This window comes from Rugamonas fusca (assembly GCF_014042365.1).
Taxonomy (GTDB): Bacteria; Pseudomonadota; Gammaproteobacteria; order Burkholderiales; family Burkholderiaceae_D; genus Rugamonas; species Rugamonas fusca.
Genome location: NZ_JACEZS010000014.1, coordinates 84227 through 108897, shown reverse-complemented (window position 1 = coordinate 108897; position 24671 = coordinate 84227). Strand labels below are relative to the sequence as shown.

Annotated in this window: 26 protein-coding genes; 9 read left to right on the top strand and 17 right to left on the bottom strand. The window is 67.1% G+C overall.

Annotation, left to right across the window (positions count from 1 at the left end):
• Nucleotides 1-173 precede the first annotated feature (173 nt).
• Nucleotides 174-1910, bottom strand: coding sequence for a SulP family inorganic anion transporter (locus H3H36_RS16895; protein ID WP_182219261.1), 1737 nt, complete (start codon nt 1908-1910; stop codon nt 174-176).
• 220 nt (nt 1911-2130) lie between these two features.
• Between H3H36_RS16895 and H3H36_RS16890 the strand changes: the two genes are divergently transcribed.
• Both H3H36_RS16890 and H3H36_RS16885 read left to right on the top strand, forming a co-directional pair.
• On the top strand, nt 2131-3087 hold the full coding sequence (locus H3H36_RS16890) for a hypothetical protein (protein ID WP_182219260.1): 957 nt from the start codon (nt 2131-2133) through the stop codon (nt 3085-3087).
• Between the two features lie 107 nt (nt 3088-3194).
• Nucleotides 3195-4040 carry a substrate-binding periplasmic protein gene (locus H3H36_RS16885; RefSeq protein WP_182219259.1) on the top strand — a complete coding sequence of 282 codons (846 nt, stop codon included), beginning with the start codon at nt 3195-3197 and terminating at the stop codon, nt 4038-4040.
• On the opposite strand, the gene pcaF is transcribed toward H3H36_RS16885, so the two are convergent.
• From pcaF to H3H36_RS16870, 3 genes are read right to left on the bottom strand one after another with little or no spacing between them, the layout of a single operon-like run.
• Nucleotides 4024-5241 carry a 3-oxoadipyl-CoA thiolase gene (pcaF, locus tag H3H36_RS16880; RefSeq protein ID WP_182219258.1) on the bottom strand — a complete coding sequence of 406 codons (1218 nt, stop codon included), beginning with the start codon at nt 5239-5241 and terminating at the stop codon, nt 4024-4026. The genes H3H36_RS16885 and pcaF overlap by 17 nt on opposite strands.
• An 11-nt stretch (nt 5242-5252) precedes the next feature.
• A complete protein-coding gene (locus H3H36_RS16875) occupies nt 5253-5897 on the bottom strand; it encodes a CoA transferase subunit B (protein WP_182219318.1) in 645 nt (214 codons plus the stop codon).
• Complete coding sequence (locus H3H36_RS16870; protein WP_182219257.1) at nt 5897-6562, bottom strand: 3-oxoacid CoA-transferase subunit A; 666 nt, start codon at nt 6560-6562, stop codon at nt 5897-5899. Before H3H36_RS16870 ends, H3H36_RS16875 begins: the two co-directional genes overlap by 1 nt.
• Nucleotides 6563-6699: 137 nt before the next feature.
• Between H3H36_RS16870 and H3H36_RS16865 the strand changes: the two genes are divergently transcribed.
• The gene (locus H3H36_RS16865; protein ID WP_182219256.1) at nt 6700-7539 is read left to right on the top strand and encodes an IclR family transcriptional regulator domain-containing protein; all 840 of its coding nucleotides are present in this window, start codon (nt 6700-6702) and stop codon (nt 7537-7539) included.
• 40 nt (nt 7540-7579) lie between these two features.
• Here H3H36_RS16865 and H3H36_RS16860 read toward each other — a convergent pair whose 3' ends face one another.
• A complete protein-coding gene (locus H3H36_RS16860; protein WP_182219255.1) occupies nt 7580-8671 on the bottom strand; it encodes a porin in 1092 nt (363 codons plus the stop codon).
• Between the two features lie 134 nt (nt 8672-8805).
• Between H3H36_RS16860 and H3H36_RS16855 the strand changes: the two genes are divergently transcribed.
• Complete coding sequence (locus tag H3H36_RS16855) at nt 8806-9261, top strand: cache domain-containing protein (RefSeq protein WP_182219254.1); 456 nt, start codon at nt 8806-8808, stop codon at nt 9259-9261.
• Between the two features lie 27 nt (nt 9262-9288).
• Here H3H36_RS16855 and H3H36_RS16850 read toward each other — a convergent pair whose 3' ends face one another.
• The 10 genes from H3H36_RS16850 to H3H36_RS16805 form a co-directional block, all read right to left on the bottom strand.
• Nucleotides 9289-10647 (bottom strand): MFS transporter, encoded by a 1359-nt coding sequence (locus H3H36_RS16850; protein ID WP_182219253.1) that lies wholly within the window; start codon nt 10645-10647, stop codon nt 9289-9291.
• 63 nt (nt 10648-10710) lie between these two features.
• The gene (locus tag H3H36_RS16845) at nt 10711-11991 is read right to left on the bottom strand and encodes a benzoate/H(+) symporter BenE family transporter (protein ID WP_182219252.1); all 1281 of its coding nucleotides are present in this window, start codon (nt 11989-11991) and stop codon (nt 10711-10713) included.
• A gap of 85 nt (nt 11992-12076) precedes the next feature.
• Entirely contained in the window at nt 12077-12856 is a 780-nt protein-coding gene (gene pcaD / locus H3H36_RS16840; RefSeq protein WP_182219251.1) for a 3-oxoadipate enol-lactonase, read from the bottom strand.
• Between the two features lie 25 nt (nt 12857-12881).
• The gene (gene benD, locus H3H36_RS16835) at nt 12882-13664 is read right to left on the bottom strand and encodes a benzoate diol dehydrogenase BenD (protein ID WP_182219250.1); all 783 of its coding nucleotides are present in this window, start codon (nt 13662-13664) and stop codon (nt 12882-12884) included.
• Nucleotides 13661-14686: a benzoate 1,2-dioxygenase electron transfer component BenC gene (benC, locus tag H3H36_RS16830; protein ID WP_182219249.1), complete on the bottom strand. Its 1026-nt coding sequence runs from the start codon at nt 14684-14686 to the stop codon at nt 13661-13663. Before benC ends, benD begins: the two co-directional genes overlap by 4 nt.
• 38 nt (nt 14687-14724) lie before the next feature.
• Entirely contained in the window at nt 14725-15216 is a 492-nt protein-coding gene (gene benB, locus H3H36_RS16825; protein WP_182219248.1) for a benzoate 1,2-dioxygenase small subunit, read from the bottom strand.
• Entirely contained in the window at nt 15213-16583 is a 1371-nt protein-coding gene (benA, locus tag H3H36_RS16820; protein ID WP_182219247.1) for a benzoate 1,2-dioxygenase large subunit, read from the bottom strand. Before benA ends, benB begins: the two co-directional genes overlap by 4 nt.
• A gap of 14 nt (nt 16584-16597) precedes the next feature.
• Nucleotides 16598-17518 carry a catechol 1,2-dioxygenase gene (catA, locus tag H3H36_RS16815; RefSeq protein ID WP_182219246.1) on the bottom strand — a complete coding sequence of 307 codons (921 nt, stop codon included), beginning with the start codon at nt 17516-17518 and terminating at the stop codon, nt 16598-16600.
• Between the two features lie 41 nt (nt 17519-17559).
• On the bottom strand, nt 17560-17850 hold the full coding sequence (gene catC / locus H3H36_RS16810; protein ID WP_182219245.1) for a muconolactone Delta-isomerase: 291 nt from the start codon (nt 17848-17850) through the stop codon (nt 17560-17562).
• A gap of 27 nt (nt 17851-17877) precedes the next feature.
• Nucleotides 17878-18987, bottom strand: coding sequence for a muconate/chloromuconate family cycloisomerase (locus tag H3H36_RS16805; protein ID WP_182219244.1), 1110 nt, complete (start codon nt 18985-18987; stop codon nt 17878-17880).
• Between the two features lie 101 nt (nt 18988-19088).
• On the opposite strand from H3H36_RS16805, the gene H3H36_RS16800 reads away from it, so the two are divergent.
• Complete coding sequence (locus H3H36_RS16800; RefSeq protein WP_182219243.1) at nt 19089-20003, top strand: LysR family transcriptional regulator; 915 nt, start codon at nt 19089-19091, stop codon at nt 20001-20003.
• A gap of 24 nt (nt 20004-20027) precedes the next feature.
• On the opposite strand, the gene H3H36_RS16795 is transcribed toward H3H36_RS16800, so the two are convergent.
• Nucleotides 20028-20987, bottom strand: a complete 960-nt coding sequence (locus tag H3H36_RS16795) for an ABC transporter substrate-binding protein (protein ID WP_182219242.1) — start codon at nt 20985-20987, stop codon at nt 20028-20030.
• Nucleotides 20988-21137: 150 nt separating this feature from the next.
• Between H3H36_RS16795 and H3H36_RS16790 the strand changes: the two genes are divergently transcribed.
• Genes H3H36_RS16790 through H3H36_RS16775 form a run of 4 tightly spaced genes read left to right on the top strand, consistent with a single transcriptional unit; the run spans nt 21138 to nt 23199 of the window.
• Nucleotides 21138-21458 carry an ArsR/SmtB family transcription factor gene (locus H3H36_RS16790; RefSeq protein ID WP_182219241.1) on the top strand — a complete coding sequence of 107 codons (321 nt, stop codon included), beginning with the start codon at nt 21138-21140 and terminating at the stop codon, nt 21456-21458.
• A 28-nt stretch (nt 21459-21486) separates the two neighbouring features.
• A complete protein-coding gene (locus H3H36_RS16785) occupies nt 21487-21966 on the top strand; it encodes an arsenate reductase ArsC (RefSeq protein ID WP_182219240.1) in 480 nt (159 codons plus the stop codon).
• A complete protein-coding gene (locus H3H36_RS16780; RefSeq protein ID WP_182219239.1) occupies nt 21963-22634 on the top strand; it encodes an aquaporin in 672 nt (223 codons plus the stop codon). The genes H3H36_RS16785 and H3H36_RS16780 overlap by 4 nt, the downstream gene beginning before the upstream one ends.
• A gap of 13 nt (nt 22635-22647) precedes the next feature.
• On the top strand, nt 22648-23199 hold the full coding sequence (locus tag H3H36_RS16775) for an arsinothricin resistance N-acetyltransferase ArsN1 family B (RefSeq protein ID WP_182219238.1): 552 nt from the start codon (nt 22648-22650) through the stop codon (nt 23197-23199).
• A 119-nt stretch (nt 23200-23318) separates the two neighbouring features.
• Here H3H36_RS16775 and H3H36_RS16770 read toward each other — a convergent pair whose 3' ends face one another.
• Nucleotides 23319-24671 carry a DUF1329 domain-containing protein gene (locus H3H36_RS16770; protein WP_182219237.1) on the bottom strand — a complete coding sequence of 451 codons (1353 nt, stop codon included), beginning with the start codon at nt 24669-24671 and terminating at the stop codon, nt 23319-23321.

Genomic DNA, 24671 nt, shown 5'->3' with positions numbered 1-24671 from the left:
TTAATTTGGCAGAGAACGCAGAATAAGTATCCGCGGAGACTTAGGCATCTGCCGTATGAAAATGAGTAAAGCAATATCAGACTGGCGGAGGAATAGAAGGGCTGCTCATGGCGAAAGCAGTCAAAGCCTCCCATAACCCATTTGACGCCTCGTGGCAGCTAGAATATCAGCGACTACACATCGTGCTTGTTGGCGAAGAAGTGCTTGCTGACGTTGACGAGCTTTTCCGCCTGCAACGTCACCGGCGAACGCTTGCGGCCACCGTGGGCGATCTCGTCCTTGCAGCGCGCCAGCGCCGCGCCGAACTCCTGCTGGTAGTCGGACGGTCCCAGCACGTCGAACAGGTCAGCCTTCTCCAGCTTGGCCTTGACGCGTTCGTTGGCCTCGCACAGCAGCACCCGCACACCGCGCGCCTGCATCTTGCGTACCACTTCCTCCAGCGTCTGGATGCCCGTGATGTCCATGAACGGCACATGGCGCAGCCGGATGATGAGGATGTGCGGTTCCGTGTGCGTCTGGATCAGGGCCCGTTCGAAATTCTCCACGGCGCCGAAGAACACCGGCCCTTCGATACCGTACACGAGTACACCGGGCGGCAGCGACTGCAAGCCCTGCTCGGCCAGCTCCTGGGCCAGTTGTTTGTCCGTCTGCGACTGCACTTCCACGGAACTGGACATGCGGCGCAGGAAGTGCATGGTGGCCAGGATCACGCCGATGTTGACGGCCACCACCAGGTCAGCGAACACCGTCAGCAGGAACGTGATGAGCAGGATCACCACGTCGGCCCGCGGCGCGCGCCGTACCATGCGCGCGAAGTGCTTGATCTCGCTCATGTTGTAGGCCACCACGAACAGGATGGCGGCCAGCGCGGCCAGCGGCACGCTGGCCGCCAGCGGCGCCAGCGCCAGCACGATCAGCACCAGCGTGATGGAGTGGACGATGCCGGCCAGCGGGCTGGTACCGCCGTTACGGATGCTGGTGGCCGTGCGCGCAATGGCGCCGGTGGCGGCGAAACCGCCGAACAGCGGCGCGGCGATGTTGGCCAGGCCCTGGCCGATCAGCTCCTGGTTGGAATCATGGCGGGTGCCGGCCATGCCGTCGGCCACCACGGCCGACAGCAGCGACTCGATCGCGCCCAGCATGGCAATGGTGAAGGCAGGGCTGATCAGTTCAACTATGCGCGCCAGCGATACGGTCGGCAGCTTGAAGCCGGGCAACTGCTGCGGGATGCCGCCGAACGCGCTGCCGATGGTGGCCACACCGTCGAAACGGAAGATCACAAAGACCACGGTGGTCACCACCATCGCCACCAGCGGTCCCGGCACGTGGCGCAGGCCGGGGATGCGCGGCGACAGCAGCACCAGCAGCAGGCTCAATAGCGCCAGCCCCGTGGTGGCCAGGTGCAGCTGGGGCAGGATCTGGATCAGGTTCCACAACTTTTCGTGGAAATGGCCTGCCTCGACCGGATGCAGGCCGAAGAAATACTTCCACTGCCCCACCCAGATGATGACGCCGATACCGGCCGTGAAGCCGACGATGACGGGCGCGGGAATGAAGCGGATCACGGCGCCCATGCCGGCAAAGCCCATGGTGACGAGCATCAGGCCGGCCATCAGCGTGGCCACCTGCAGGCCGTCGATGCCGTAGCGGGCCGTCACGCCGGCCAGGATGGCGATGAAGGCGCCCGTGGGACCGGCGATCTGGGCCCGCGTGCCGCCGCAGGCCGACACCAGCGCCCCGGCCACGATGGCCGTGTACAAGCCCTGTTCGGGCCGCGCGCCGGAAGCGATGGCGAAGGCCATGGCCAACGGCAACGCCACCACGCCGACGATCACGCCGGCGATCACGTTGCGCAGAATCTGGTTCCGTACAAATAAGCCGGCGCGATGCGCCGCGACGATGCTGATCATGCTCATCCTTGGCTGTGGCCGGGCTGCGGGCCGTTGCTGTCCATCATACGACAGCGGCAAGCAAAATGGGACCGCCAGTTACCATGGCCGCGCACGGTAGGTGCACCGGGTACGACAAGGATGGTGCCATTCTGCTAGCATGAAACTATGCAAACGCGCATGCAAACGCGACAACCAGTACCGGCGGTGCCAGCGGCGATAACGGCGCGGAGGAACGATCATGAGAAACCGGCTACTACTTTGCTGGCTGCTGGCCGGCGCACCCTTGCTGGGTAGCGCGGCCACCTATGTCAGCCTGAACTTCAGCGTCTCCACCTACCCGGAACTGGTGCCCGTGCCGGGCTACCCGGTCTACTACGCGCCCCGGCTGCACGCCAATTTCTTCTTTTACGATGGCCTGTACTGGCTGCTGATCGGCGACAGCTGGTATGTCAGCACCTGGTACAACGGCCCGTGGTCCTACGTGGGGCCGGACGCGGTGCCGCTGTTCGTCCTGCGCGTGCCCGTGCGCTACTACCTCGCGCCGCCCGTCTATTTCGTGGACTGGCGTCGCGATGAGCCGCCCATGTGGGGCCGCCACTGGGGACCGGACTGGGAGCGCCGCCACGAAGGCTGGGAACACTGGGACCGCCGCGCCGTGCCCGCGCCCGCACCATTGCCCACTTACCAGCGCCAGTACGCGGGCAGCCGCTATCCGCAGCCAGCCCAGCAACAAAACCTGCAAAGCCAGCATTACCGCTACCGTCCGCATGACGCGCTGGCGCAGCAGCACTTCCAGCCAGCGGCACCCGCCCCCCGGCCCGCCCCACCCATCGCGCCGGAACGTCAGCATGCGCCGCCGGGCCGGCAGGAGCACGCGCAGCAGCAGCAGCAGCAGCAACGTCCGCCACAGCCGGAGCATCCGCAACAGCGGCAACAGCAAGCCGTGCCGCACTATGGTCCGCCGCCGCATGCGCCACAACCTCTGCCATCGCCGCCGCCCAATCGCATGGAGACCAACCGCCCGCCCCCGCCGCGCGAGCAGGCGCCTGCCCCACACCAGCAAGCGACGCCACCCGGCCGGGCCGCCCCACCACACGAGGCGGCGCAACGGCCCGAGCGTGGCGAGGAGCGCCGCGGGCCTCAAGGCAGGCAGAACGAAGGCCGGCGCGACAAGGATCAACACGAGGAGCGCTGACGGGGTGTGGCGTCAACTCCATATTTCTTAGCATGATGACCTATTGTCGGCTAGAAAGTTTGCAAGCTGTCCAGTAAGATGGGGGCTCCGGCCGTCCAGGATCCCGCATGAGAATGACCACCGTCGCCCTGCCCACCATCGCCCTGCTGCTCGCCGGGGTGAACGCCGGTGCGCACGCCACGCCGTTGGCGCCGGAACAGGTGATCCGGGTGTGCGGGCAGATCGCCGAATGGCCGCCCTACCTGTATTTCAAGCGCGACCTGGGCGGGGCGACCGACGAGGTGACCGGCTATTCGGCCGAGATGCTGCAACTGAGCCTGGAGCGCAAAGGCTTGCGCTACACCTTCGACATGCTACCCTGGAAGCGGTGCACGGAATCCGTCCGGCTCGGCATGCACGACATGATGACGGACCTGGCCAGCAACCCGGAGCGGGCCAGGATCTACCTGGTGAGCAAGCCCTACTACAGCCAGCACCTGGTCTATTTCTACGACCTGGCGCGCCCCAGGCCGGCCGTCGAGACGGCGCCGGACCTGAAGAAGCTGCGCCTGTGCGGCATCAACGGCTATACCTATGCCGCGTTCGGCCTGAATCCGGCGCAGATGGACACCGGCGCGCAAGACCTGATCCAGTCGCTGCTCAAGCTCAAGAACAACCGCTGTGACGCCGTGCCCGAGCGGCTCGAGATCGCGCTGGGCTACCAGGCGCTGGGCAAGGTCGATTTCAAAGTGCTGGGCATCGCCTACGGCGCGCTGCCGGACCTGGCGCCCTCGCCATTTCACATGATGGTGAGTCGTAACGTGCCCTATGGCGCCGAACTGCTGGAGGTGCTCAACGACGGCATCGACGCCCTCGGCCGCAGCGGCGACGCGAAGCGGCTGGCGGCCAAGTACGGCATCGCCGATCCCGGCCTGGGCAAGCCGCCCCGCCGCCCCGCTACACCCGTTCGATGACGATCGCGATGCCCTGCCCGACGCCGATGCACATGGTGCACAAGGCGTAGCGGCCGCCGCTCCGGTGCAACTGGTACATGGCCGTGGTGACCAGCCGCGCCCCGCTCATGCCCAGCGGATGGCCCAGCGCGATGGCGCCGCCATACGGATTGACGCGCGGATCATCGTCGCGCAGTCCCAGCGCACGCAGCACGGCCAGGCCCTGCGCGGCGAACGCTTCATTGAGCTCGATCACATCCATCTGGTCCAGCGTCAGGCCCAACTGGCGCAGCAGCTTCTGGCTGGCCGGCGCCGGGCCGATTCCCATCACGCGCGGCGCCACGCCGGCCGTGGCCATGCCGATGATGCGCGCGCGCGGCGTCAAGCCATGCCGGCTGGCCGCCTGCGCACTGGCCAGCAGCAGCGCGCAGGCGCCATCATTGACGCCAGAGGCGTTACCGGCCGTGACGCTGCCATCGGGCCGCACCACGCCCTTGAGTTTGGCCAGCGCCTCCAGCGTCGTCTCGCGCGGATGCTCGTCCTGCGCGAACAGCACGGGTTCGCCCGCCCCGCCCCCGCGCCGGGCCGGGGGCAGCGCCACGGGCACGATCTCGTCGGCGAACAGGCCGTCGCGTTGGGCGCGCGCCGTCTTCTGCTGGCTGGCCAGCGCGAAGCGATCCTGGTCGGCGCGGCTGATGCCGTAATCGTCGGCCACGTTCTCGGCCGTCTCCGGCATGGCGTCCACGCCATACAGGCGCTGCATCAGGGGATTGGGAAAGCGCCAGCCGATGGTGGTGTCGTAGATCGCCGCGTTGCGGGAAAAGGCGGCATCGGCCTTGCCCATCACGAACGGCGCCCGCGTCATGGACTCGACGCCGCCGGCGATCATCAGGCTGGCGTCGCCCGCCATGATGGCACGCGCCGCCGTGCCCACCGCGTCCATGCCCGAACCGCACAGGCGGTTGACGGTGGAGCCGGGCACTTCCTGCGGCAGGCCGGCCAGCAGCGCCGACATGCGCGCCACGTTGCGGTTGTCCTCGCCGGCCTGGTTGGCGCAGCCATAGATCACGTCGTCCACTTCCTGCCAGGCCAGGCCGGGATGGCGGCGCATCAGTTCGCGCAGCGGCACGGCGCCCAAGTCGTCGGCCCGCAGGTCCTTGAGCGCGCCGCCGTAGCGGCCGATGGGGGTGCGGATGGCGTCGCAGATAAAAGCTTGTTGCATGGTGTCCTCGTTCAGTCGTTGGGGGGCAGCAGCGGCGCGCCGGTGACGGCCTGCAGTGCTTCAAAGGTGAGACCGGGCGCCATCTCGCGCACGGCCAGGCCGGCCGGGGTGACGTCGAGCACGGCCAGGTCGGTGTAGATACGGTCGACGCAGCCCACGCCCGTGAGCGGGTAGCTGCACTGGGCCACGACCTTGCTTTCGCCGTCCTTGGTCTGGTGGTCCATCATCACGAACACCTGCTTGGCGCCGATCGCCAGGTCCATCGCGCCGCCCACGGCGGGAATGGCGTCCGGCGCGCCCGTGTGCCAGTTGGCCAGGTCGCCGTTGGCCGCCACCTGGAACGCGCCCAGCACGCAGATATCGAGATGGCCGCCGCGCATCATGGCGAACGAGTCGCCGTGGTGGAAATAGGCGCCGCCCGTCAGCAGCGTGACGGGCTGCTTGCCGGCGTTGATCAGGTCTTCGTCCTCCTCGCCGGGCGCGGGCGCGGGGCCCATGCCGAGCAGGCCGTTTTCGCTGTGCAGGAACACTTCGCGCTCGGGCGGCAGGTAGTTGGCCACCTTGGTCGGCAGGCCGATGCCCAGGTTGACGTAGGCGCCTTCAGGAATGTCCTGCGCCACGCGGGCGGCGATCTGGTCGCGGGTGTATCGGTTCATCATGCGGCCTCCTTGACGACGCGCTGTACGAAGATGCCCGGGGTGACGATCACTTCCGGGTCCAGTTCCCCCAGGGCCACCACCTGGCGCACCTGGGCGATGGTGGTCTTGGCCGCCATCGCCATGATGGGGCCGAAGTTGCGGGCCGTCTTGCGGTACACCAGGTTGCCCCAGCGGTCGCCGCGCAGCGCCTTGATCAGCGCGAAGTCGGCATGGATGGGCGATTCGAGCACATACATGCGGCCATTGATCTCGCGCGTCTCCTTGCCCTCTGCCAGCTGGGTGCCGTAGCCGGTGGGCGAGAAGAAGCCGCCGATGCCGGCGCCGGCGGCGCGGATGCGCTCGGCCAGGTTGCCTTGCGGCGTGAGCTCCAGTTCGATCTTGCCGGCCCGGTACAGGGCGTCGAAATGGTGCGAGTCGGCCTGGCGCGGAAACGAGCAGATGATCTTGCGCACCCGGCCGGCGGCCAGCAGCGCGGCCAGCCCCGTGTCGCCATTGCCGGCGTTGTTGTTGACGATGGTGAGCTCGCGCGCGCCCTGTTCGATCAGCGCGTCGATCAGCGCCGAGGGCATGCCGGCATTGCCGAAGCCACCGATCATGACAGTGGCGCCATCGTGCACATCGGCCACGGCCCGCTGTAGTGATGCATAAGTTTTGTCGATCATATTTCCACCTTGCTTATCTCAGTTGTGCGATTATCGAACTAATGATTGATAACCGCACATCCAGTGTAGCGAGAGCGGGATGGCCAGGTCAAGAAAAAAACAACTATCGAAACTGCCCGCTGCATTAAAATCACGCCATGCCCAAGACCACCACCAACGACCGTCCCGCCGCCGCGCCGGCGCCGGAGCGCGAACTGACCATCTCCGAACAGATCGACGCGCTGACCGATCCCAGTTTCATGACTTCGCTGGCGCGCGGCCTGGCCGTGCTGCATGCGTTCAGCGATGCGCGCAAGCCGCAGACCATCGCCAGCATCAGCCAGAAGACGGGCATCCCGCGCGCTGCCGTGCGACGCTGCCTGCACACGCTGCGCGAGCTGGGTTACGTGGACGCGGAGCTGAACAACTTCACGCTGCGGCCCAAGGTGCTCACGCTGGGCTACTCCTACCTGTCGTCGACGCCGCTCACCGTCTCGGCCCAGCCCTACCTGAACGACATCAGCCGCACGCTCAACGAATCGAGTTCGCTGGCCGTGCTGGAGGACGATGAAGTGCTGTACGTGGCACGCGCGGCCACCTCGCGCGTGATGTCGGTGGCGCTCAACACGGGCAGCCGGCTGCCGGCTTACTGCACCTCGCTGGGCCGCGTGCTGCTGGCCCACCTGCCGCCCGCTGAACTGGACCAGTACCTGGCCCGGACCCGTCTGCGGCCCATGACGGACAACACGGTCACCTCCGTCAAACGGTTGCGCGAGATCCTGGCCGGCGTGCGCCAGGCTGGCTACGCCGTCAACGACGAGGAACTGGAACTGGGCCTGCGTTCAATCGCCGTGCCCGTGCGCGGTGCCTCGGGCAAGGTGCTGGCGGCGCTCAACGTGGGCGCGCAAGCGGCCCGCGTCAGCGTGCGGCAACTGGAGCAGGAGTTCCTGCCGGTGCTGCAGCAAGGCGCCCAGGCGCTGGCCATCCTGCTGCCCTGACCGGCGCCGGCCCACGCCGGCGCCTTCGCCTTGCCCAGAATCAGAACGTGTGGCGCAGGCCGGCCATCACGCCGTTCTGCGTCCTCCCCACCCCGACCGTGCCGCCCGCATCGAGCGCAATGGCCGACAGTCCACTGTTCTTCATGTGGCCCACGCTGCCATAGACAGCCGTGCGCCTGGACAGGTAGTAGCTCAGGCGTGCCACCAGCATGGTGGCGTCGGCGTCGCTGTGCTTCACGTCCCGTCTGGCCACCTGCACATCCAGCGTTGCCTGCGGCGCCACCGGATAGCTGCCGCCGAAGTAATACAGGTCCGAACGCGTCACGCCGGCGACCGCCCGCGTGGTGCGCTCGATCACGCCGCCCGCTAGCTTGCCCGCACCCGCCATCACGTAGCCGTTCACCGTCACGCGCCGGTCGCTGTTGTCGCTGCTGGTCAGGCCATTGGCCGCGCCGGCGTTGCCATACATGATGTCGTAGGAAGCATTGACGCCGAACGGTTTGGTCTCATAGCCGATCAATCCCGTGACCTGCCGGCAGGCCTTGGCGTTGCCGGGCACCTCGCCCGGACAGTTGGTGGCGGACGGGCCGCCGGCGGCCGAGCCGTCGCGCCCCGTACTATAGGTGGCGCCCAGCACGACATCGTTGAAATTGCCCAGGTAGCCGATGGCGTTGTCGCTGCGCGCGTTCGGCAGGTAGGGATCGATGCTGTTGATCGAGAACAGGTTAGGCCCCAGCACATCCGTCTTGGTCAAGGCCACGTAGGTCATGTTGATCTGGCGCCCCAGCGAGACCGTACCGAACGCGCCCTTCAAGCCCACCGACGCCTGGCGCCCGAACAGGCGGTTGCCCTGCCCCATGGCGCCGGTATCCATCGCCAGTCCCGATTCCAGCGTGAAGATGGCCTGCAAGCCATCGCCCAGGTCCTCGGCGCCGCGAAAGCCCAGCCGCGACGGGAATGAACCTGTCAATGACGGCATCTTCGTCACCGCATCGCCGGCGGCGTTGGTGTTGGTCATGTGGGCCAGTCCCGTATCGAGCAGGCCGTAGACCGTGACCGAACTTTGCGCCATGGCGCCACTCGCGGCGCCCATTGCCAGCAGCGCGCAGGCGCGGCGGATCGTGTTGTTCATTGTTTGCTCCTTGATTATTATTGTGTGCGAATAACGCCCACATGATTGATAATCGCACACTGGCTATATACCATGTGCGGGTAAAACACTCACTACGCCTTTACTCACCACCGCAGTCCCCAAGGAGAACCACCATGACGTTACAAAAACTATTGGCCATCGCCACCCTGGCCGCCGTCGGCGGCGCCAGCGCGCCAGCGGTGCTGGCCACGCCGGAAGACAGCGCCCGGCAACTGGTCAAGAAGGCCATCGGCCACTTGAAGGCCAGCGGCCTGCAGCAGGCTTGCGCCGATTTCGGCGACCCGGCCAAGGGCTACATGGCGGGCGCTTCCTACGTCTTCATCCAGGACATGCACGTCAAGATGGTGTGCAATCCCTCCAATCCACGCATCGTCGGCAAGGACTTGGCGGAGCTGAAGGATGCCAATGGATTCGCCTTCAGTCGCGAGATGGTGCGCATCGCCAGCACGGCCGGCAGCGGCTGGGTCGAATACAAATGGATCAACCCGGCCACCGGGCAACTGCAACAGAAAAAATCCTACGTCGAGCGCAGCGACGACTACGTGGTCGGCGCCGGCTTCTATAAATAAGGCTGCCTTGGCGGCCCTCAGGCATCCTTAAGCGGCCGCCGTGCGCAAGCCACCCGCCGCATCGCCGCCCTCCTGGACGGCCGATGCGGAGCGGCCGTGCCGGATCAGCGCCACCGCGATGGTCGCGATCACGGCGGGAACGGAGATCGCCATGAAGTTCTGCTCCAGCGGCAAGGCCAGGCCGACCAGCGTGCCAATGGCGATCGGGGCGATGATGGCGCCGCCACGGCCCACACCGGAGGCCCAGCCGATGCCGGTGGCGCGCACGGCGGCCGGGTAGAACTGGCCCGCGTAGGCATAGGTGACGATCTGGGTGCCAATGGTGGACGCGCCGGCCAGGCCGACCAGCACGAACAGCGCGGCCGTGGGTACCTTGAAGCCGAGCAGGGTGATCGACACGGCGGCCAGCGCATACATGCCCACCAGGACGTACTTGATGTGGAAGCGGTCGGCCAGCCAGCCGCCGCCGATGGCGCCGATCACGGCGCCAAAGTTCAGCACCAGCACGAACGTCAGCGCCGAACCGAGGCTGTAGCCAGCGCTGGCCATCAGCTTGGTGAGCCAGGAACTGAGCGCATAGACCATGAACAGGCACATGAAAAAGGCCACCCAGAACATGGCGGTGCTGAAGCCACGGCCCTCCTGGAACAACTGGCCGATGGAAGCGGCGCCTGCGCGCTCCCTGCCGGCCGACACGAACTGGTCGCGCGCGCCGGGCAGGTATTGCGGCTCGATGCGGGCCAGGATGCGCTTGAGCTCATCGAAGCGCTGGCGGCGAATCAGGAACGGCATCGACTCCGGCAAGCTCCGGAGGATGAACGGGATCAGCACCACCGGCACCCCGGCGGCCAGGAACACGGACGACCAGCCGTAGGACTCGATCAGCCCCTTGCCCAGCAGCGCCGCCAGCATGCCGCCCACCGCATAGCCGCTGAACATCAGCGTGACCATGGTGGCGCGGATGCGGCGCGGTGAGTACTCGGTCATCTGCGCCACCACGTTGGGCATCACGCCGCCGATGCCGAGGCCGGCCAGGAAGCGCATGGCGCTGAACAGATAAGGGTCGTGCGCCAGGCCGGCGGCGGCCGTGAACACGCTGAACAGCGCCAGGCAGATGGCGATGGCGTAGCGGCGGCCGATGCGGTCGGCCACGGAACCGAGGAAGATGGCGCCGAACATCATGCCGAACAGCGCCGAGCTGACCATGAAGCCCGCGTTCTGGGCCGTCACGCCCATGGCCTTCATGATCGAAGGCAGTGCGATCCCGGCCACGGCCAGGTCGTAGCCGTCGCAGATGATGATGACGGCGCACCAGGCCAGCACGCCGGCATGGAAGCGATTGAAGCGCGCTCCATCCGACAGTTGTTGAACATCGATTTGCTGCATGTTTGTCTCCCTCTGTGTTGTAGGTGTGGGTACTGCGATCGATACGACGTTGGAACAGGTGAATCAGTTTTGCTTTGGCGCGGCCGGGGCGGGTGTTTCGGCACGCAGCAGGCGGTGCGCGATCACGCCGATCACAATGCCCCAGAAGGCCGAGCCCAGGCCGAACAAGGTCATGCCGGACGCCGTGGCCAGGAATGTGAGCACGGCCGCGTCGCGCTCCGGCGCGGAAGCGATATGGACCAGGTTGACCGTGACGGGTCCCAGCAGCGCCAGGCCGGCCAGGGTGACGATCAGTTCATGCGGCAAGGCGCCAAACAGCATCACGACCGAGCCGCCGCAGGCGCCGGCCAGCAGGTAGAACAAACCATTGGCAATGCCGGCCACGTAGCGCCGGGCCGGGTCCTCATGGGCGTCGCGGCCGGTGCACATGGCGGCCGTGATGGCGGCGATGGCGATCGTGATGCCGCCCGCCAGCGCCGTGGCCAGCGAGGCCAGGCTGTTGACGACGATGATGGGGCGCGCCGGGCTGTCGTAGCCGCTGGAGCGCAGGATGGCCATGCCGGGCAGGTACTGGCCCGTGAGCGTGGTCAGCACCAGCGGCAAGGCCAGGCTGAAAGTGCTGGTCCACGACCATGCCGGGGCGATGAAGTGCGGCGCGACCAGTTCCAGCCGCACGCCGCCGAAATGGGTCAGGCCGGTGGCGCCGGCGATGGCGGCGCCCGTCGCCAGCAACAGCACCACGCTGTAGCGCGGGAAGCAGCGCTTGTAAATGAGGAAGGAAATGATCATGCCGCCGGTGAGCAGCGGCAGCGTGCCGCTGCCCTTGAACGCGTTCAGCCCGAACGGCAGCAGGATACCGGCCATCATGCCGCTGGCGATGCCCTTGGGGACGTGCGCCATCAGCCGGTTGAAGCCACCCGACAGGCCAATCGCCAGCAGCAGCACGGCGGCCGTGATGTAGGCGCCCACCGCCTCGTGAATCGACAGGCCGGGGAACAGGGGAATCAGCAGCGCCGTGCCGGGCGCCGACCAGGCCGTGATGACGGGCGCCTTCAACACCCAGCTCAGGAATATTCCCGCCACGGCGGCGCCCACGCAAATGCCCCACACCCACGAGGCGAACATCTCGTTGGACATATGCGCCGCCTGGGCGGCCTGGTAGAAGATGGTGAGCGGGCCGGACAAGGACACCAGCACGGCCAGGAAGCCCGCCACCATGGCCGACAGGGACCAGTCAGCGAAAAACAGGCGCAAGGAACCGCTGGCCGCGCGCGGCGCACCGGCCGGTTCGGGCGGTGCGTCCGGGCGTGACGGGTCCTGCTGATGGCGGGCAGCCTGGTGCATCGTGTCTCCTGTTGTTGTGAAGTCCGGCCGCCCTTATCGGTGGCGGTCCGTCATGGGGTGCTGCAAGCGCGGCGGCGGGCGCCCTTCAATCGGCCAGGAAATTGGCCAGGGCCTCGTTGAACGCCGGCGCCGCCTCGATGTTCGAGATGTGCGAGGCGGCCAGCGTTACCAGTTCGGCGTGCGGGATCAACTGCCGCATGGCTTGCGCGTCGACCACCGTCGTCACCGGATCGGCGGCGCCGGCGATGATCAGGGTGGGCGCGGCGATCAATGGCAGCTGCGGGCGCAGGTCGGCGCCCGCCAGCGCATCGCAGCAGGCGGCGTAACCATGGGCGCTGCCGGCGCGCAGCGTGGCCACCAGCGCCGCCACCGCCTGCGGTTCGGCGGCCGCGAACGCGGGCCCGAACCAGCGCGCCGGGGCGCCATCGGCGATGTCGTCCAGCCCTTCCCGGCGGGCCAGCGCGGCGCGCTCGCGCCAGCCCGCCTCGGTGCCGATGCGGGCCGCCGAATTGGCGATCACCAGCTTGCGCAGCCGCTGCGGCGCGTAGATGCCCAGCCACTGCGCCGTGGCGCCGCCCATCGAGATGCCGCACACGTGGGCGCGCTCGATGTCCAGGTGGTCGAGCAGCGCCAGCACATCGTGCCCCAGTTGCGCCAGACTGCAGGGGCCGGACGGCGTGCCCGATTGGCCGTGGCCGCGGGTATCGTAGCGGATCACGTGGAAGCGACTGCGCAGATGCTCGGCCTGCGGCTGCCACATGCGCCAGTCGGTGCCCAGCGAATTGGAGAACAGCAGCGCCGGCAGATGCCGATCGCCCTCGGTCTCAAAATGAATGTCGATATCGTTGCTGCGTACTACAGGCATGGCCTGGCTCCCGGTATGGTGTGGATCAACCCTGATCGCCGCCACCGACCGGCAGCACGGTGCCGGTGATGTACGACGCCTCGCTGGAGGCGAGGAACAGGATGGCGCGCACCTGCTCGTCGATGGTGCCGTAGCGGTGCATCAGGCTGCTGGCCACGGTCTGGTCGATGATGCCCTGGTACCAGGCCTGCTCCTGCGCGCTGAGCGGCTGCGCGTTGCGCGGGATGCGGCGCGGCGGCGCGTCCGTGCCGCCGGTGGCCACCGCGTTGACGCGGATGCCGTTCTGCGCGTGTTCCATCGCCAGGCTGGCCGTCATCGCGTTCACCCCGCCCTTGGACGCGGCATACGGAATGCGGTAGATGCTGCGGGTGGCGATGGACGACACGTTGACGATCACGCCCTGCTGGCGCGCCACCATGTCCGGCAGCACGGCGCGGCAGCACCACAAGGTGGGGAACAGCGAGCGCCGCACTTCGGCCTCGATCTGCTCGGGCGTGTATTCCTGGTAGGGCTGGGCCCAGATGGTGCCGCCCACGTTATTGACGAGCACTTCGACCCGGCCATATTCGGCCAGCGCGGCCGCCACCAGCTGTTCGGCGCCGGCCCACGTCTCCAGGTCGACCATGGCCACCAGCACCGGCGCACCCAGCGCCCGCGCCTCGGCCGCCACCTCCTCCACCAGCGGCGAACGGTCGGCCAGCACCAGCCGCGCGCCCTCGCCGGCCAGCGCCAGCGCCACGCCGCGGCCGATGCCCTGGGCGGCGCCCGTCACCACCACCACCTGTCCTTCAAACCGGCGCGCGCTCATGCTGCCACCTCGCTGCTGGCCGAGAACTTCTCGAAGTAGAAATTGGCCGGTGTCACGCCGCATTCGTCCAGCCAGCGCCGCACCGCCTCCACCATGGGCACGGGGCCGCACAGGTAGAGATCGACGTCGCCGCCATTGAGCCAGGCCGGGTCCACGTGCTGGGTCACATAGCCCTTGCGCGGATGGGCGCTGTCGAGCGAAGCCACCACCGTGCGGTAGCTGAACTGGGGATGGCTGGCCGCGATGCGTTCCAGGTGGTCGAGCGCCACCAGGTCCACGTCGTTGGTCACGCCGAACACCATGCGCACCGGCTGGCGGAAGCCGCTGGCGGCCAGCACCTGCAGCATCGACAGGAACGGCGCGATGCCCGTGCCGCCGGCCAGCAGCAGCAAGGGGCGCCGCACCTCGCGCAGGTAGAAACTGCCATACGGGCCGGAGAAGGCGATCGGCTGGCCCACTTGCGCATCCTGCGCCAGGAAGGTGCTCATGCGGCCCTGCGGCACATTGCGCACCACGAACTCGTAGCGCCGCGCGCCCGGCGCGGAACTGAACGAGTAGGAGCGCGTGAGGTCCGTGCCCGGCACTTCCACGTTGACGTACTGGCCGGACAGGAAGCCCACGTCGGCGCCCTCCTCCAGTTCGATCGCGAAGCCCAGCGTGGTCTCCGACAGGCGCTTGACCTGGGCCAGGCTGCCGGCGTAACGGGACACGCCCGTCTTGCAGGCGGCCGACGTGGCGGGAATGCGCACCACGCAGTCCGAGGTGGGCTTCATCTGGCAGGCCAGCACGTGGCGCTGGGCCGCCTCCTGCGCCGTCAGCGCGTCCTCGATGTAGCTCGACTCGGGCATGTCGTAGCTGCCCGTCTCGCACAGCCCGCGGCAGGTGCCACAGGCACCATCGCGGCAATCGAGCGGTATGTTGACTTGCTGGCGGTATGCGGCGTCGGCCAGCTTCTCGTTGTCGTTGCACGAAATGAAGCGGGTCACCCCGTCCTCAAACTGCAGTGCGATGCGGTAGCTCATCGTCTCTCTCCTGGTTCTGTTGCGGTAAAGCGGGCTTGCTACAGGTGGTAAATGTCGATCACTTGCTGGATGTAGTCGTTCTTGAGCACCACGTACTTATTGGTGATCAACGGCTGCGGGCCGCCAAAATCGATCTCGTAGCGCATCATGCCGAAGTGGCTGAAATCGGTCTGATAACGGTGGCTCAGCGTCTGCCAGTTGAAGCGCACCGTCACGCGCGAACCTTCCTGCCGTTCGATCTCCACGTTCGAGATGTTGTGGCTGGTGCGCGTGTCGGGCATGGTGGCGCTGGAACGCTCGGTCTTGATGCGGAACACGCGATCCTCCAGGCCCTGGCGGGTGGGATAGAAGATCAGCGAAATCTCGCGTTGCGGATCGGTGATCAGCTGGCCATCGTCATCCCACGACGGCATCCAGTACTGCACTTGCGGGTGGTAGCACGCCAGCCACTCGTCCCACTGCTGGTCATCCAGCAGACGGCACTCGCGGTACAGGAAGGCGTGGACCTGGTCCAGGGTGATGGCGCTCATGCCTGCTCTCCTTCGCCGCCCACGGCGCGCCGCATCACGTCCAGCCAGTAGCGGTGCTGGATGGTGTACAAGCCTTCGTCCTCCGTCTTCAGGCCGCTCATCACCGGCTGCAGGCCGATTTCACGGGCGGCCGCGTCGGCGCCTTCGATCCAGTGCGTGCTGCCGCGGCACATGTCGTTCCATTCCAGCGCGCTGCCCAGGTAGCCCTGCTGGCAGGCGCGGAACTCCTCCAGGTCGTCCGGCGTGGCCATGCCGCTGACGTTGAAAAAGTCCTCGTACTGGCGGATGCGGCGCGCACGCGCCTCGTCCGGCTCGCCCTTGGGCGCGATGCAGTAGATCGTCACTTCCGTCTTGTCCACCGACAGGGGGCGCAGCAGGCGGATCTGCGACCCGAACTGGTCCATCAGGTACACGTTCGGATACAGGCACAGGTTGCGCGAGCGGCCTATCATCCAGTCGGCCGTGGCGCCGCCGAAGCGCTGCGCGTATTCCTCGCGGCGCGGGAAGTTGGGCCGGTCCTGCGGATTGGCCCACTGCGTCCACAGCAGCATGTGGCCATGCTCGAAGGCGTAGAAGCCGCCGCCCTGCTTGCCCCACTTGCCCGCGTCCATGGCGCGGATATTGTCGGGACGGGTCTCGGTCTGCTCCTTGCGGCGGCTGGTGGTGGCCGCGTAGTTCCAGTGCACGGCCGAGACGTGATAGCCATCCGCGCCGTTTTCGGCCTGCAGCTTCCAGTTGCCTTCGAAGGTGTAGGTGGACGAGCCGCGCAACACTTCCAGTCCGTCCGGCGACTGGTTGACGATCATGTCGATGATCTTGCCCGCCTCGCCCAGGAATTCGGCCAGCGGCAGCACGTCCGGATTGAGGCTGCCGAACAGGAAGCCCTTGTAGCTCTCGAAACGGGCCACCTTCTTCAGGTCGTGCGAGCCTTCCTTGTTGAAGCAGTCCGGGTAACCGGCGTCCTCCGGGTCCTTCACCTTGAGCAGCTTGCCGTTGTTGCTGAAGGTCCAGCCATGGAACGGGCAGGTGTAGGTGGCCTTGTTGCCGCGCTTGTGGCGGCACAGCTGCGCGCCGCGGTGGGTGCAGGCGTTGATGAAGGCATTGAGCTCGCCCTGGCGGTTACGGGCGATGAACACCGGCTGGCGCCCGATGTGGGTGCTGTAGTAGTCGTTGTTGTTCGGGATCTGGCTCTCGTGGGCGAGATAAATCCAGTTGCCCTCGAAGATATGCTTCATCTCCAGTTCGAACAGGGCCGGGTCGGTGAAGGCGCGGCGGTGCAGGCGATAGTCGCCGCGCTCCTTGTCCTCGATCAGGAAGCCGTCCAGGCTCTCGATCGTGGGCGCGGCGGCGGGATGGATGGGGATCATGATGGCGCTCTCTCTCAGGCGGCGGCGCGCACGCGTTGCACCACGGTGGCGGGCGCCACTGGCGTGTCGGCATACAGCTGGAAGTCGAAATCGATCTCGGCGTACGGCGCCTGCAAGCCCTTGGCGGCGATGGCGGCCGGCTCGCTGACGCGGCGCACGGGCGGCACCAGGCCTTCGCGGCTGGCGAACGCGAAGTCGTCCCACAGGTATTGGTCGCCGTCGATGTTAATCTGGGTGGTCAGCTTGCGCTGGCCGGCGGCGCTGATGAAGAAGTGGATGTGGGCCGGACGGTTGCCATGGCGGCCCAGCTGGTCCAGCAGGCGCTGGGTGGTGCCGTCCGGCGGGCAGGAGTAACCGACCGGCAGGATGCTGCGCAGCTGGTAACGGCCCTCGCCGTCGGCGATGATGGTGCGGCGCAGGTTGAAGTGCGACTGGGTCTTGTCGAAGAAGGAGTAGTTGCCCAGCAGGTTGCAGTGCCACACTTCCACCTTGGCGCCCGGCAGTGGGTTGCCATCCTGATCGCGTACCGTGCCCTGCATGAACAGCACTTCGGCGCGGTCGCTCTCGGTGCCGTCGTCGAGCCGGGCGTAGCCCTTGCTCTCTGGCGCGCCGGCCACGTACAGCGGGCCTTCGATGGTGCGCGGGGTGCCGCCGGTGAGGCCGGCGCGCGCTTCGGCCTCGTCGGCGCGGATGTCGAGGAAGCGCTCCAGGCCCAGGCCCGGCGCCAGCAGGCCCAGTTCATTGCGGGCGCCCGCTTCGCTCAGGTACTCCAGGCCTTTCCAGAATTCGCTGGGCTGGATGTCGAGGTCTTCGATCGCCTTGCACAGGTCGCCCACCAGGCGCAGCATCACCTGCTGCACGCGCGGGTTCACGGGGCCGGTGGCTGGTGCGCTGATCCAGCTGCTAACCAGGGTGTCGATGTCGGTATGGGTCATGCTAGTCTCCTTCGTGGTGGTGGTGGTCGGTTGCGTTGGGGTCAGGCGTCGCCGTCGCGCACCGACGAGGGGTGGCGGCACAGCGGCATGATCTGGATCTGCATGTACGGGAACAGCGGCAGTGACGTCAGCAGCGCGTGCAGCGTGTCGACGCTGTCGACGTCGAAGATGCTGACGTTGGCGTACTGGCCGGCGATGCGCCACAGGTGGCGCCACTGGCCGTCGCGCTGCAGGCGCTGGGCCAGTTCGCGCTCGCTGCGCTTGAGTTCCTCGGCCTGCTCATGCGGCATGGCCGGCGGCAGGTTCACATCCATGCGTACGTGGAATAACATCGTGTCTCTCCTTGATGGGCTGTTGGTTCAACGGCGGCGCAGGTCGCGCAGCTTGTCCAGGTCCGGCTCCACGCCCAGGCCGGGGCCGGTGGGCACGTGCAGCATGAAGTCCTGGTAGACCAGCGGCGTGCGCAGCACCTCCTGGGTCAGCAGCAAGGGGCCAAACAATTCGGTGCCGAAGGCCAGCTCGCCGAACGTGGAGAACAGCTGGGCCGAGGCGGCCGTGCCCACGCCCCCTTCGAGCATGGTGCCGCCATACAGGCCGATGCCGGCCAGTTGCGCCAGCGCCGCCACCTGGGCCGCCGGCAGCAGGCCGCCGGACTGGGTGATCTTGACGGCGAAGACGTCGGCGCCGTCGTGGCGCACGAAGTCGAGCGCATCGAGCGGGCCATGCAGGGCCTCGTCGGCCATCAGGGCCACCGCGTAGCGCTGCGCCAGACGGGCCATGGCGGCCTTGTGTTCGGCCCGCACCGGCTGTTCGATCAGGTCGATGCCGCCGGCCTCCAGCGCCGCGATGCCGCGCACCGCGTCCAGTTCGGACCAGGCCTGGTTGACGTCGACGCGCACGCTGACGGCGTCGCCCAGCGCCTTCTTGATGGCCAGCACGTGGGCCACGTCGTCGGCCACGGGGCGGGCGCCGATCTTGAGCTTGAAGATGTTGTGGCGGCGCAGTTCCAGCATCTGCTCGGCTTCGGCGATATCGGTGGCCGTGTCGCCGCTGGCCAGGGTCCAGGCCACGGGCAGCGCGTCGCGCACCCGGCCGCCCAGCAGTTCGCTCAGCGGCACGCCCAGCCGCCGCGATTGCGCGTCCAGCAAGGCCGTCTCGATGGCGCACTTGGCGAAGCGGTTGCCCTGGATCACCTTGCGCACCTTGGCCATGGCCTTGGCCACCTGGCGCGCGTCCATGCCGATCAGCAGCGGCGCGATATGGCGGTCGATGTTGGCCTTGATGCTGTCCGGGCTCTCCTCGCCGTAATTGAGGCCGCCGATGGTGGTCGCCTCGCCCCAGCCGTCCACGCCATCGGCGCAGCGCACCCGGACCAGCACCAGGGTCTGGGTATGCATGGTGGCCACGGACAGGCGGTGCGCACGGATGGTGGGGACCTCGGCCAGGATGACTTCGATGTGGGTGATCATATTTAGTTTGTATAATGGGTCGCAATGGATACACGATATGCCACGCAAATCCGTCCGTCCAACACTGAGTTAGTATTGTTTTAATACCTAAAAGGTATAGTATGGAATTACGTCACTTGCGCTACTTCGTCGCCGTCGCCGACGAGAAGAACTTCACCCGCGCCGCCAAGCGGCTGTTCATCGCCCAGCCGCCGCTGAGCCGGCAGATCCAGTTGCTGGAGCAGGAGCTGGGGGTGGACCTGATCGAAAAGGGGTCGCGGCCGCTGCGCCTGACCGAGGCCGGCCACTTCTTCCACGCGCACGCGCAGGAGCTGCTGGCCAAGGCGGCCGAGTTGAAGACCATGACCCAGCGCGTGGGCAAGATCGAGCGCAGCCTGTCGATCGGCTTCGTCGCCTCCACCCTGTACGGCTTGCTGCCGCAGATCGTGCGCCGCTTCCGCGAGCGCAATACCAACGTCGATGTGACGTTCCACGAACTGACCACCATGCAGCAGATCCAGGCCTTGAAGGATGGCGTGATCGACGTCGGCTTCGGCCGCGTCAAGAGCGAGGACCCGAATATCCGCCGCATCGTGCTGCGCGAGGAAAGGCTGATCGTGGCCCTGCCGTCGAACCATCCGCTGGCCAGCTCCACCGATCCGGTCAAGCTGCTGGACCTGCAAATGGAATCGGTGATCGTGTATCCCAAGACGCCGCGCCCCAGCTTCGCCGACCAGGTGCTGGCCGTGCTGACGGAACGGGCCATCACGCCGCACAAGATCCTGGAAGTGCGCGAACTGCAGATCGCCATCGGCCTGGTGGCGGCCGGCCAGGGCGTGGCCGTGGTGCCCGAGAGCGTGAAAGGGATGCGGCGCGACGACGTGGTCTACCGGGACATCTCGGACCGCCACGCCATTTCGCCCGTGATGTTCAGCGTGCGCAAGCTGGATCGCTCGGAGGAGCTGCAAAGCATGCTGGCCGTGATCTACGAGATCTACGACGAGGTGGGACTCCCTTACGTGCGCGAGACGCTGTGACGCTGCGCGGGGCGGGCCGGCACGTCAGGGCACCAGCAAATCGTGGATGTCCGGACGATCCAGGTTGTCCAGCGTGACCGCCACCGCCTGGGTGTAGATGACCGGCTCCCTGGCATGCTCGCCCCGCACCGCCGCGACGGCGGCCTTCATGCCCAGGTAGCCCATCTGGCGCGGGTTCTGGATGATGAGGCTCTGGATCTCGCCCTTGCGCACGCCCTCCAGCAGGAAGTCGGTGGTGTCGAAGCCGACGAATTTCTTCCTGCCGGCCAGCCCGGCTTGCCGCAGCGCCCGCAGCATGCCGTCGCTGGACGATTCGTTGACGGCGAAAATGCCATCCACGCCGGGCCGCTGTTCCAGCATGGCCAGGGCCTTGTGGTAAGCCTTGCCGCGCGTGCCGCCACCATATTCGTCGGCCACCACGCTGATCTGCGGCGCGAATTTGCGCAGGTAAGCCAGAAAGCCTTCGGCCCGCTCATCGGTGGAGGCGCTGCCCGCCACCGTGCGCAGCACGGCCACGGTGGCCGGTCCCGTCAACTGCCCCGCCAGGCGCTCGGCCGCCAGGCGGCCGGCCGCCACGTTGTCGGTGCTGATGAAATTGACGGGGGTTTTATCGGCCAGGCCCGAATCGACGACGACGATCCTGATGCCCAGCGCGGCCGCCTTGCGCACCGGCGCCACCAGGCGCAAGCGGTCGGTGGGCGCGATGATGATGGCATCCACGCCGGGGCGCGTGTACACGCCCAGGATCTGGATCTGGGAATCGATATCGTCGTTGCTGGCCGGGCCGCGCCAGGTCAGCTTCACATCGCCCGCTTCGCGCACGGCTTGCTCGACGCCCTGGCGCATGAAGGTCCAGAAATCCTGGTCGCGGGCCTTGGGGATGAAGACGATATCGAGCTCGCGCGCGGCGGCGTACGGCACCGGCAGCGCCGCCAGCGCCAGCAAGGCGCATGCGCAAAGCAGCAGTCGACGTCTGGTTGTCATGCTCCCCATATGCCTCCCTTGGCCGGCTGGCGCGATCGGAACCGCGATTTTACTCCCGATAGCGGCCACGGATGCGCGCGCCACGGCCACGATATTTCAATATTTCTTGAAATATCGTATTATTACAAAAAACCCTAACAAGCCATCATCATGGAAACCAGACAAGTCATCACCGCGCTGGACGCGCTGGCGCAGGAAACCCGGCTGGCCACGTTCCGCCTGCTGGTGCAAGCGGGCCCCAACGGGCTGGCGGCCAGCAAGATCGGCGTGCAGCTCGACGTGTCGCCTTCGTCGCTGTCGTTTCATCTGAAAGAGCTGACCCATGCGGGCCTGATCGGATCGCGGCAGGAGGGACGCTACGTCATCTACCACGCCAACGTCGACACCTTGAATGGCGTGCTGGCCTTCCTCACCGATAACTGCTGCGGTGGCGCCCCTTGCGGCGTGCCCGCCACGGCGGGCCGCGGCTGATCTCCTCACTCACCACCGGAACCTTACGATGCATGTCCTGATTCTTTGCACCGGCAACTCGTGCCGCTCCATCCTGGCCGAAGCCACGTTCAACCACCTGGCGCCGCCGGGCTGGCGCGCCATCAGCGCCGGCAGCAAGCCGGCCGGCTATGTCCACCCGCGTTCGCTCGCGCTGCTGCAACGCGAAGGCATCGCCACCGAAGGCTGTTACAGCAAGTCGTGGGACCAGCTCCCGGTCACGCCCGATATCGTCATCACCGTGTGCGGCAGCGCCGCCGGCGAAACCTGCCCGGCCTACCTGGCGCCGGCGATCCGCGCGCACTGGGGCGTGGATGATCCGGCCCACGCGAGCGGCACGGATGAAGAAATCGACGCGGCCTTCCTGCGCGCTTACCGCACGCTGCGGGCACGCATCGAAGCGTTCCTGGCGCTGCCGCTGGATCAATTGCAGTCGCAACCGGCGCGCCTGAAAGCGGAACTGGACCGCATCGGCCAGGTGCAACCATGACGCTGGCGCGCAGGCTGGCCGCGGAGGCATTGGGCACGGCCATGCTGCTGGCGGTGGTGGTGGGCTCGGGCATCATGGCCGAGCGGCTGGCTGGCGGCAATGTCGCCATCGCGCTGCTGGCCAACGCGCTCGCCACCGGCGCCGGCCTGGTGGCGCTGATCCTGATGTTCGGGGCCGTCTCGGGCGCCCACTTCAACCCGGCCGTCACGCTGTCGGAAGCGTGGCAAGGCAAGTTGCCGGGACGCGAGGTGGCGCCCTACATCCTGGTGCAGGTGGCGGGCGCCTTCGCCGGCGTGGCGGCCGCACATGGCATGTTCGGCGAGGCGCTGTTCTCCGCCTCGGAACACGTGCGCACCGGCGCCAGCCAGTGGTGGAGCGAATGCGTGGCCACGTTCGGCCTGATCGCCGTCATCATGGGCTGTTCGCGCGCGCGCCCCGCCATGACGCCGTTCGCGGTCGCGGCCTACATCACCTCCGCCTACTGGTTCACGGCTTCGACCTCGTTCGCCAATCCGGCCGTGACGCTGGCGCGCGCCGCCACCAGCACTTTCGCCGGCATCCGCCCGGCCGACACGCCCGGCTTCATCCTCGCCCAACTGGCCGGCGCGGCGGCGGCCACGGCGCTGTTTGGCTGGCTGTACCGGACGCCGGTATCATCGGGCAAATAACTTCGGAACCAATATGCACATACGCGACGCCATCACCAACGACAGCAGGGCCATTACCGCCATCTACAACCCTTACATCGCCGACACCACCATCTCGTTCGAGGAGCAGCCGGTGACGGATGCCGACATGGCGCGCCGTATCGGCGAGGTGCAAGAGGCGGGCCTGCCCTGGCTGGTGATCGAGGATGGCGGCGTGGTGCTGGGCTATGCCTACGCGACCAAATGGCGCGTGCGCCACGCTTACCGCTTCTCCGTGGAGAGTTCCGTCTACCTGGCGCCGCAGGCCGCTGGCCAGGGCCTGGGCACGATGTTGTACACGGCATTGCTGGAGCGCTTGCGCGCGCAGGGCTGCCACCTGGTCATCGGCGGCATCGCCCTGCCCAATGCCGCCAGCGTGGCGCTGCACGAGAAGATGGGATACGAGAAGGTGGCACAGTTCCGCGAAGTCGGTTTCAAATTCGGGCGTTGGGTCGACGTTGGCTACTGGCAGAAAGTGCTGGCGCCAGCCGGCCAGGCGCTGGCGGCGCACGCCGGGCGCGGCGACATGCCGCGCGGCGCCACTTGAGACGCGCGCGGAGCACTGGTGCCATCACGCCTCCCGTGTGAAAAAAAACGCGCCAGCCAACCACGCGTCGCGGGCTGGACTGGCGCCAAGAGACACAGCGAGAAACTCAGTACTACCCGTCAGCGCACGCCGGCGCCCGACAGGGCTTCGGCCGACCACTCCGAAGGTTTGAGCGGGTCGATGTACTTGATGCCGCCGGACTGGCCGGCCAATCCCGTAACGTTGTAGACGCCGGCCACGAAGTCATAGAACACCTGGCCATCGGTCTGCGGCGCCTGCACGTCGTACGAGTAGGTGAGGTAGGTGAACGCGGCGCGGTACAGCTGGCCACGCGCATCGTAGGCGTCCGAGGCCAGCGTCACCCAGCTGTCCTCGTCGATGTAGAACACCCGCTTGCCGTAGATGTGGCGCTTGCCCGGCTTGAGGTTGGCCTCCACCACCCACACGCGGTGCAGCTCCCAGCGCACCAGGTCGGGATTGACGTGGTGCGGCGTGGTCACGTCGGCCACGTTCTTGTGGTAGGCCAGCTTGTAGTCGTTGTAGGGCACGATGATTTCCTTCTTGCCCAGCAGCTTGAAGTCGAAGCGGTCCATGGCGCCGTTGAACAGCCAGCTGTCGTCGTAAGTCGAGGCGCCGGCGCTGCCCGGGTTGGGCGTGTCGTAGGCCACGTCCGGCGCCAGCTTCACGCGGCGCTGGCCCGGCAGGTACTGCCACACCTTGCGCGGCTGCGCCAGCGGGTTGATGGCGTCGAATGCCATCACACCCTCGCCCGCACGGCGGGCTGGCGCCGTGTAATTGAGCTTGGTGCGGAAGAACACGTCGTTCGGCCTGGCCGCCTCGGTGCGCTTGGCGTCGGCCAGCGGGAACTCTTCCCAGATCTCGCCCGTGGTGGCCAGGGCCGGCGTGCCGGAGGCATCCACGTTCCAGGAATCGTACTTGAAGTAGATGGAACGGCCCTTGTAGGCCAGCAGGTGGTTCCACATCGCCTCGTAGCCGGACTTGGGAATCGGGAACGGCACGCTGCCGACGGCGCCCTCCACCCCCAGGCCGCCTTCGACGGCCTTGGCGTTGAGCGCGTTTTTGGCCGCGTTATCCTGCACGAATTTGGGGAACGCCACGCTGCGCCGGGTCGGGTACACGTCCACCCGGAAGCTGGGGAAACGCTTGAGCAGTTCGCGCGTGCCCATGGTCAGCTTGTCTTCCTGGCCCTGCAGGTTCTTGCCCGTGATGACCAGGCGCGGCTTGTCGGCCGCGTACGGGTCGGGCCGCATGCCGCTGCCCTTGGCCACGGCCGGCCCGTTGGTCAGGCCGCCCGTGTAGTCGGGGATGGTGCCGTCCTTGTTGCCGGCCTTCTCGGCGCCCACGGCCGTCAGCGTGGCGCCCAGTTGCCGGGCTTCGTCCTGCGACACGTTGGCCCAGGCCGGCAAGGCCGCGGCCAGCGCGGCCGCGATGATGGTGGTCTTTAACTGCAT

Excerpts from the sequence above, each read along its gene's own strand:
- H3H36_RS16895 (WP_182219261.1), bottom strand. The coding sequence starts at position 1,910 with ATGATCAGCATCGTCGCGGCGCATCGCGCCGGCTTATTTGTACGGAAC.
- H3H36_RS16890 (WP_182219260.1), top strand. The coding sequence starts at position 2,131 with ATGAGAAACCGGCTACTACTTTGCTGGCTGCTGGCCGGCGCACCCTTG.
- H3H36_RS16885 (WP_182219259.1), top strand. The coding sequence starts at position 3,195 with ATGAGAATGACCACCGTCGCCCTGCCCACCATCGCCCTGCTGCTCGCC.
- pcaF (WP_182219258.1), bottom strand. The coding sequence starts at position 5,241 with ATGCAACAAGCTTTTATCTGCGACGCCATCCGCACCCCCATCGGCCGC.
- H3H36_RS16875 (WP_182219318.1), bottom strand. The coding sequence starts at position 5,897 with ATGAACCGATACACCCGCGACCAGATCGCCGCCCGCGTGGCGCAGGAC.
- H3H36_RS16870 (WP_182219257.1), bottom strand. The coding sequence starts at position 6,562 with ATGATCGACAAAACTTATGCATCACTACAGCGGGCCGTGGCCGATGTG.
- H3H36_RS16865 (WP_182219256.1), top strand. The coding sequence starts at position 6,700 with ATGCCCAAGACCACCACCAACGACCGTCCCGCCGCCGCGCCGGCGCCG.
- H3H36_RS16860 (WP_182219255.1), bottom strand. The coding sequence starts at position 8,671 with ATGAACAACACGATCCGCCGCGCCTGCGCGCTGCTGGCAATGGGCGCC.
- H3H36_RS16855 (WP_182219254.1), top strand. The coding sequence starts at position 8,806 with ATGACGTTACAAAAACTATTGGCCATCGCCACCCTGGCCGCCGTCGGC.
- H3H36_RS16850 (WP_182219253.1), bottom strand. The coding sequence starts at position 10,647 with ATGCAGCAAATCGATGTTCAACAACTGTCGGATGGAGCGCGCTTCAAT.
- H3H36_RS16845 (WP_182219252.1), bottom strand. The coding sequence starts at position 11,991 with ATGCACCAGGCTGCCCGCCATCAGCAGGACCCGTCACGCCCGGACGCA.
- pcaD (WP_182219251.1), bottom strand. The coding sequence starts at position 12,856 with ATGCCTGTAGTACGCAGCAACGATATCGACATTCATTTTGAGACCGAG.
- benD (WP_182219250.1), bottom strand. The coding sequence starts at position 13,664 with ATGAGCGCGCGCCGGTTTGAAGGACAGGTGGTGGTGGTGACGGGCGCC.
- benC (WP_182219249.1), bottom strand. The coding sequence starts at position 14,686 with ATGAGCTACCGCATCGCACTGCAGTTTGAGGACGGGGTGACCCGCTTC.
- benB (WP_182219248.1), bottom strand. The coding sequence starts at position 15,216 with ATGAGCGCCATCACCCTGGACCAGGTCCACGCCTTCCTGTACCGCGAG.
- benA (WP_182219247.1), bottom strand. The coding sequence starts at position 16,583 with ATGATCCCCATCCATCCCGCCGCCGCGCCCACGATCGAGAGCCTGGAC.
- catA (WP_182219246.1), bottom strand. The coding sequence starts at position 17,518 with ATGACCCATACCGACATCGACACCCTGGTTAGCAGCTGGATCAGCGCA.
- catC (WP_182219245.1), bottom strand. The coding sequence starts at position 17,850 with ATGTTATTCCACGTACGCATGGATGTGAACCTGCCGCCGGCCATGCCG.
- H3H36_RS16805 (WP_182219244.1), bottom strand. The coding sequence starts at position 18,987 with ATGATCACCCACATCGAAGTCATCCTGGCCGAGGTCCCCACCATCCGT.
- H3H36_RS16800 (WP_182219243.1), top strand. The coding sequence starts at position 19,089 with ATGGAATTACGTCACTTGCGCTACTTCGTCGCCGTCGCCGACGAGAAG.
- H3H36_RS16795 (WP_182219242.1), bottom strand. The coding sequence starts at position 20,987 with ATGACAACCAGACGTCGACTGCTGCTTTGCGCATGCGCCTTGCTGGCG.
- H3H36_RS16790 (WP_182219241.1), top strand. The coding sequence starts at position 21,138 with ATGGAAACCAGACAAGTCATCACCGCGCTGGACGCGCTGGCGCAGGAA.
- H3H36_RS16785 (WP_182219240.1), top strand. The coding sequence starts at position 21,487 with ATGCATGTCCTGATTCTTTGCACCGGCAACTCGTGCCGCTCCATCCTG.
- H3H36_RS16780 (WP_182219239.1), top strand. The coding sequence starts at position 21,963 with ATGACGCTGGCGCGCAGGCTGGCCGCGGAGGCATTGGGCACGGCCATG.
- H3H36_RS16775 (WP_182219238.1), top strand. The coding sequence starts at position 22,648 with ATGCACATACGCGACGCCATCACCAACGACAGCAGGGCCATTACCGCC.
- H3H36_RS16770 (WP_182219237.1), bottom strand. The coding sequence starts at position 24,671 with ATGCAGTTAAAGACCACCATCATCGCGGCCGCGCTGGCCGCGGCCTTG.